Below are 7,047 nucleotides of genomic sequence, written 5' to 3' on the forward strand. Positions count from 1 at the left end.
GTCGATAATGGCCGGGATTTTATTGTTCGGCGAGATCTGCAGAAAATCAGGACGAAACTGGCTACCTTTGCTGATATCGACATGAATCAGACGGTATTGCAGCTGCGCTTCTTCAAGAAACAGCGTGATTTTGTGACCGTTTGGCGATGGCGTGTAATAGAGATCGATCATTTTCAGCGTCCGTTTTGTCATGAACCGGGTCATTACAAGTATAGAGCCTGTTGGCGTGCGTGAGTTTTCATCAAGTGACAGCGAGAGAAAGACTCTATATTTTGAAGGCAAGCCAATACACTTCAGAGGACGTTATGAGCAAACCTGCAATTACGCTGTGGTCAGATGCCAATTTTTTCTCCCCTTACGTGCTGTCTGTTTATGTCGCTCTGCAAGAGAAAGGGCTACCTTTTACGCTGAAAACTGTTGATCTCAACAGCGGTGAACACTTGCAACCTTCATGGCAAGGTTATGCGTTGACGCGCCGCGTGCCGGTCCTGGAGATTGACGATTTCGAGCTGAGCGAATCATCAGCAATTACTGAGTTTCTGGAAGAGAGCTTTGCCCCGCCGCAGTGGGAGCGCATCTACCCACATGATGTGCAAAAGCGCGCGCGGGCTCGCCAGGTGCAGGCGTGGATCCGCAGCGATCTGATGCCTATTCGTGAAGAGCGCTCAACGGATGTGGTTTTTGCTGGCGTGAAAAAAGCGCCGCTGAGCGACGCCGGAAAAGCCAGTGCGGAAAAACTGTTCGCCACTGCGAGCAGTTTACTGAGCCATGGTAAACAGAATTTATTTGGCGAATGGTGTATCGCTGATTGCGATTTAGCGCTAATGCTTAATCGTCTGGTCCTTAACGGCGATGAGGTGCCAGAAGCGCTTGCGGAATACGCCACCTTCCAGTGGCAGCGCGCTTCAGTTCAGCGTTTTATCGCGCTTTCAGCGAAGCGTTCCTGCTGACCATCGGAGCGTAATCCAGTATCATTACAAGGTACTTTTCAACGAGGAGTGAGTGATGAAACTGATGTTCGCATCGGACATTCATGGTTCGTTGCCAGCCACGGAACGCGTACTCGAACTGTTTAGCGCAAGCGGTGCGCAATGGCTGGTGATATTGGGTGATGTTTTAAATCACGGACCGCGTAATGCGTTGCCGGAAGGCTATGCGCCCGCGCAGGTTGCAGAGCGGTTGAATGAACTGGCAGCGCGGATTATCGCGGTGCGTGGCAATTGCGACAGCGAAGTGGATCAGATGCTCCTGCATTTTCCGATAACCGCGCCGTGGCAGCAAATTCTGACAGAAAACCAGCGACTCTTTTTGACGCACGGGCATCTTTTTGGCCCGCAAAATATGCCAGCGCTCAGCGCGGGAGATGTACTGGTTTATGGCCATACTCATCTGCCGGTTGCCGAGTTGCAAGGGGATGTCTATCACTTTAACCCCGGCTCGGTAAGCATCCCGAAAGGAGGCTTTGCGGCAAGCTACGGGATTCTGGATGATAATGTTCTCAGCGTAATGGCACTCAATGATCAAAGTGTTATTGCGCAGATCGAGATTAATCCGTAATTTACCCCACAAACATAAACGCGCCGTAAGAGCGCCAGAAAAAAGAAGGTTTCCTGATGGTGGAACAGCGTCGTTTGGCAAGTACGGAATGGGTGGATATTGTGAATGAAGACAACGAAGTCATCGCACAGTCCAGCCGGGAACAAATGCGGGCGCAGCGCTTACGCCATCGTGCGACGTATATCGTGGTGCACGATGGTATGGGCAAAATTCTGGTTCAGCGTAGGACTGAGACAAAAGATTTTTTGCCCGGCATGCTGGATGCCACCGCTGGCGGTGTTGTTCAGGCTGACGAGCAGCTACTGGACTCAGCGCGCCGTGAAGCGGAAGAGGAGTTGGGGATTGCGGGCGTGCCGTTTGCCGAGCACGGTCAGTTTTATTTTGAAGACCAGAACTGTCGCGTCTGGGGCGGGCTGTTTAGCTGCGTTTCCCACGGGCCGTTTGCGCTTCAGGAAGAAGAGGTCAGTGAAGTTTGCTGGCTGACGCCGGAAGAAATCACCGCACGCTGCGACGAATTTACGCCGGACTCACTGAAAGCGCTGGCGCTGTGGATGACCCGCAACGCCAAGAATGAAGGGGCGAAAGCCGAAAAGCAGGAAGAAGCCGAGTAACGTCTGCTCATCCGGCCTACAGCGTCGAGAAATCATGTAGGCCGGGCAATTATTTTTTAATGGTAACCCATTATCTGCGCCCCAATCACCACCACGCTGGACATAATAAACAGCAGGCCCAACAGCGTGGCGCCTACTTTCAGCCAGTTACGAAAATCCACCCGACAAACGCCTAACGTTGCCATCAATGATGCCGACGTCGGATAGATAATGTGACTGAATCCGTCGCCAAACTGGAAGGCCAGTACGGTGACCTGACGGTTTACGCCAACCAGATCGCCCAGCGGCGCTAATAGCGGCATGGTCAATGCAGCCTGGCCAGAACCGGACGTGACGAAGAAATTAAATACCGCCTGGAACAGCAGCATAAACCATGCAGCGATAGCGTTATCCAGCCCGCTGATACCGTTGGCAATGCTGTGCAGCAGGGTATTTAATACGCTGGCTTCGCCCGCCTCTCCGTTACCGACCAGCAATAATATGCCCTTGGCGAAACCGACCAGCAGAGCGGGAGCAATCATCATTCGCGCGCCTTCAGTGAATGAAGATGCCATAACGTTGACCGTCATACCGTTGAGACGGAACACGACGCCGATGATGCCAATCACCAGTCCCATCGTGAAGAACTGGCTGGCGATCTCAGGAATAAACCACGCGTTGACGATAACGCCCCAGACGACCCAAATCATCACCGCCGTCAGTACCAGCAGCACCAACCAGTCGCCCAGCGTGAAGCGGCGTTCTACAACCTCGTCCTGCTGCTCGCGAAAAAAACGGTCTGACTCATGTACCCGGGAGAGAAGCGGATTTTTTTTGATGCGCGCTGCGTAGGCCAGGGTGAAGGTCAGCCCTATCAGGGTCGCAACGACCCACACGACGATACGCAGACCGGAACCAGAGAGCACCGGGACACCTGCAATACCCTGTGCAACCACCACGCAGAACGGGTTCATCCACGAACTGGCAAAACCAATCTGGGTAGCGATATAAGTGACCAGAACGGTGGTGATACTGTCGTAACCTAAGCGTACCATCAAAGGCGCGATAATAATGGCAAAGGCGACTGCCTCTTCGCCCATGCCAAACACCGCGCCGCCTAATGAGAAGAGAACAAACAGCACCGGAATAAACAGGACCTCGTTACCTCGCGTATGGCGAATGAGCGCCAGGATACCGTTATCAATGGTTCCGGTACGCATAACGATGCCGAATGCGCCGCCAATCACCAGCATAAACATAATAATGCCGACGGCGGTGCCGAATTTAGAGCCGGAGGTTAATCCTTCAAACGGAAAATTCATCAGGCCAGGGCGTTCATCTCCGGTGGTGAAAAACTGCACCCGGTGATACTGCTCTTCACCCGCATCGTTGGTCAGAATACGAAAAGAGTGGGGGTCGACAACTTTACGGGTTTTGGTTTGCCCATCAACCTGATACTGCACTTCCTGGCTGTCGAACATCCCGACCGGAACAACCCATGTCGCCAGGCTGGTTAAAATGGCGACGAAAAAAATAATCACCAGCGTATCGGGCATCGCCCATTTTTTGGCTGGCTGTGATTCTGTGACTGCTGACATGAAAGACTATCCCTGTTGCAATGCAAAAGAGAGTAAGTATGCAAACAGAAGAATAGTTATTCATTGATGCAGCGCATCCTGGCAAATATTTCAGAATGTACCAAAGAAAAAACAGATATAAAAAAACCGGAAATATCAGCTATTTCCGGTTTGATAAGCAGAGGTGTTGCCGGATAAGAGATCCGGCACACCGCAGCAAATTACTTCTGCTGCTGGGATGACTGGATCGCGGTCAGGGCGATGGTATAGACGATATCGTCTACCAGCGCACCACGGGACAGGTCGTTCACCGGCTTGCGCATACCCTGCAGCATTGGCCCGATGGAGATCAGGTCGGCAGAACGCTGTACCGCTTTGTAGGTGGTGTTACCGGTGTTCAGATCCGGGAAGATGAACACGGTAGCGCGACCTGCAACCGGCGAGTTCGGCGCTTTGGATTTCGCTACGTCAGCCATAACCGCGGCGTCGTACTGCAGCGGACCGTCGATCATCAGGTCAGGACGTTTTTCCTGCGCCAGACGAGTCGCTTCGCGAACTTTCTCTACATCGCTACCTGCACCAGAGGTACCGGTGGAGTAGGAAAGCATCGCAACGCGCGGTTCGATACCGAAGGCGATGGCGGATTCAGCGGACTGAATGGCGATTTCTGCCAGTTGTTCAGCAGTCGGATCCGGGTTGATCGCGCAGTCACCGTAAACGTAAACCTGTTCCGGCAGCAGCATGAAGAACACGGAAGACACCAGCGAGCTACCCGGCGCAGTTTTGATCAACTGCAGCGGTGGACGAATGGTGTTTGCGGTCGTGTGAACGGCACCAGAAACCAGACCGTCAACGTCGTCCTGCTCCAGCATCAGGGTACCGAGAACCACGTTGTCTTCCAGCTGTTCGCGGGCAACGGTTTCGGTCATGCCTTTGTTCTTACGCAGCTCAACCAGGCGAGCAACGTAGCTTTCGCGAACCACATCGGGATCAACGATTTCTACGCCAGCGCCCAGCTCAACGCCCTGAGAGGCCGCAACGCGGGTGATCTCATCCGGGTTACCCAACAGAACGCAGGTAGCAATACCGCGTTCAGCACAGATAGCAGCCGCTTTAACGGTACGCGGTTCGTCGCCTTCCGGCAGAACAACACGTTTGCCCGCTTTACGCGCCAGCTCGGTCAGCTGATAACGGAACGCCGGTGGAGACAGACGACGGCTGCGCTCAGAAGTCGCGGTCAGAGATTCAATCCAGTCAGCATTGATGTAGTTAGCAACGTATTCCTGAACTTTTTCGATGCGCTCGTGATCGTCAACCGGAACTTCCAGGTTGAAGCTCTGCAGGCTCAGAGAGGTCTGCCAGGTATTGGTGTTCACCATAAATACCGGCAGACCGGTAGCGAATGCACGTTCGCACAGTTTGTTGATGCGCGCGTCCATTTCGTAGCCGCCAGTCAGCAGCAGAGCACCGATTTCTACGCCGTTCATAGCAGCCAGACATGCTGCAACCAGCACGTCAGGACGGTCGGCAGACGTCACCAGCAGAGAACCTGCGCGGAAGTGCTCCAGCATGTGCGGAATGCTACGTGCGCAGAAAGTCACAGACTTCACGCGACGGGTGTTGATATCGCCTTCGTTAACGATGGTAGCGTTCAGGTGACGCGCCATATCGATTGCACGGGTAGCGATCAGATCGAAGCTCCATGGCACCGCGCCCAGAACCGGCAGCGGGCTGGATTCTTGCAGTTTAGCCGGATCAACTTTGATCACCTGCGCTTTGGAAGAGTCGTCGAAAATCTCGGACAGATCCGGGCGAGTACGGCCCTGGTCATCAACCGGCGCGTTCAGTTTGTTAACGATAACGCCAGTGATGTTGGTGTTTTTCGCGCCGCCGAAGCTGCTGCGAGTCAGTTCAATACGCTCGTTCAGCTGTTCCGGGGTATCGGTACCCTGAGACATCACGAAGACGATTTCCGCATTCAGCGTTTTCGCGATTTCGTAGTTCAGAGACTGCGCGAACTGATGCTTACGTGTTGGGACCAGGCCTTCAACCAGTACAACTTCAGCATCTTTGGTGTTCGCGTGGTAATTCGCGATGATCTCTTCCATCAGCACATCTTTCTGATTGCTGGACAGCAGAGATTCAACGTGGCTCATCTTCAGCGGCTCAGCAGCTGGCAGGTTAGAGTTCGCACGAACGATAGTGGTAGTCTGGTCTGGCGCATCGCCACCGGCACGAGGCTGAGCGATGGGTTTAAAGACGCTCAGACGAACGCCTTTGCGTTCCATAGCACGGATCACGCCGAGGCTGACGCTGGTCAGGCCGACGCTGGTTCCGGTAGGGATCAGCATAATAATACGGGACACGGTTTATCCTCTTTCGTTACCGCCCATTTCAGGCGGGTTACAAAACAGCACCGCCAGCTAGGCTGGCGGTGTGAAATCAGGCAGTCAGACGGCTCGCGTCTTGCGCGATAACCAGTTCTTCGTTGGTTGGGATAACCACCGCAGGACGGGTACCTTCTTTGTTGATGAAACCAGATTTGCCGAAACGTGCGGCCAGGTTACGTTCGTGGTCAACTTCAAAGCCCAGAACGCCCAGTTTGCCCAGAGACAGTTCACGAACCATCGCTGCGTTTTCACCGATACCACCGGTGAAGACAACCGCATCCAGACGACCATCCATCAGCGCAGTATAAGAACCGATGTACTTCGCCAGACGGTGGCAGTAAACGTCCATTGCACGTTTAGCGTCTTCTTTGGTTGTGTAGTTATCTTCAACATAACGGCAGTCGCTGGTGACTTCGGTCAGACCCAGCAGACCGGATTCTTTGGTCAGCATTTTGTTGATCTGGTCAACGCTCATGCCCAGGGTGTCGTGCAGGTGGAAGATGATCGCCGGGTCGATGTCACCGGAACGTGTACCCATCACCAGACCTTCCAGCGGGGTCAGACCCATGGAGGTATCAACACATTTACCGTTACGGATAGCAGATACAGAACCGCCGTTGCCCAGGTGGCAAGTGATGATGTTCAGTTCATCAACCGGTTTGTTCAGCATTTTTGCCGCTTCCTGAGTAACAAAGAAGTGGCTGGTGCCGTGCGCGCCGTAACGACGAACGCCGTGTTCTTTGTACAGGCTGTACGGCAGAGCATAGAGGTAAGACTCTTCCGGCATAGTCTGATGGAACGCGGTGTCGAATACAGCCACGTTTTTGTCTTTCAGGCTTGGGAAGGATTTCAGCGCTTCTGCGATACCGATCAGGTGAGCCGGGTTATGCAGCGGTGCGAAAGAGGCAGAATCTTTGATGCCCTGGATAACGG

General features: G+C 53.6%; 7 protein-coding genes. 3 read left to right on the top strand and 4 right to left on the bottom strand.

Translation table 11 applies throughout. From position 1 onward, the window contains the following. The coding region (locus tag KQJ18_RS19945; protein WP_216422565.1) for a glutathione S-transferase N-terminal domain-containing protein at nt 1-171 on the bottom strand (171 nt) is incomplete at its 3' end. 134 nt (nt 172-305) lie between these two features. Here KQJ18_RS19945 and yfcF point away from each other — a divergent pair. The 3 genes from yfcF to yfcD are packed head-to-tail and all read left to right on the top strand — an operon-like array spanning nt 306 to nt 2,168. Continuing rightward, nucleotides 306-950, top strand: a complete 645-nt coding sequence (yfcF, locus tag KQJ18_RS19950) for a glutathione transferase (RefSeq protein WP_085047811.1) — start codon at nt 306-308, stop codon at nt 948-950. A 55-nt stretch (nt 951-1,005) separates the two neighbouring features. Continuing rightward, a complete protein-coding gene (yfcE, locus tag KQJ18_RS19955) occupies nt 1,006-1,557 on the top strand; it encodes a phosphodiesterase (protein WP_069323380.1) in 552 nt (183 codons plus the stop codon). A gap of 56 nt (nt 1,558-1,613) precedes the next feature. Then, nucleotides 1,614-2,168, top strand: a complete 555-nt coding sequence (yfcD, locus tag KQJ18_RS19960) for an NUDIX hydrolase YfcD (RefSeq protein WP_006683645.1) — start codon at nt 1,614-1,616, stop codon at nt 2,166-2,168. A gap of 56 nt (nt 2,169-2,224) precedes the next feature. Here the strand turns inward: yfcD and yfcC are convergent, their stop codons facing one another. From yfcC to ackA, 3 genes are all read right to left on the bottom strand, one after another. Continuing rightward, nucleotides 2,225-3,745, bottom strand: coding sequence for a putative basic amino acid antiporter YfcC (gene yfcC / locus KQJ18_RS19965; RefSeq protein ID WP_087857358.1), 1,521 nt, complete (start codon nt 3,743-3,745; stop codon nt 2,225-2,227). Nucleotides 3,746-3,945: 200 nt separating this feature from the next. Beyond that, nucleotides 3,946-6,090 carry a phosphate acetyltransferase gene (pta, locus tag KQJ18_RS19970; RefSeq protein ID WP_038642314.1) on the bottom strand — a complete coding sequence of 715 codons (2,145 nt, stop codon included), beginning with the start codon at nt 6,088-6,090 and terminating at the stop codon, nt 3,946-3,948. Nucleotides 6,091-6,166: 76 nt separating this feature from the next. Then, a partial coding sequence (gene ackA, locus KQJ18_RS19975) for an acetate kinase (protein WP_216422564.1) occupies nt 6,167-7,047 on the bottom strand: 881 nt, incomplete at its 5' end.

It is taken from the genome of Citrobacter sp. S55_ASV_140, from assembly GCF_018919505.1.
Lineage (GTDB): Bacteria > Pseudomonadota > Gammaproteobacteria > Enterobacterales > Enterobacteriaceae > Citrobacter > Citrobacter werkmanii.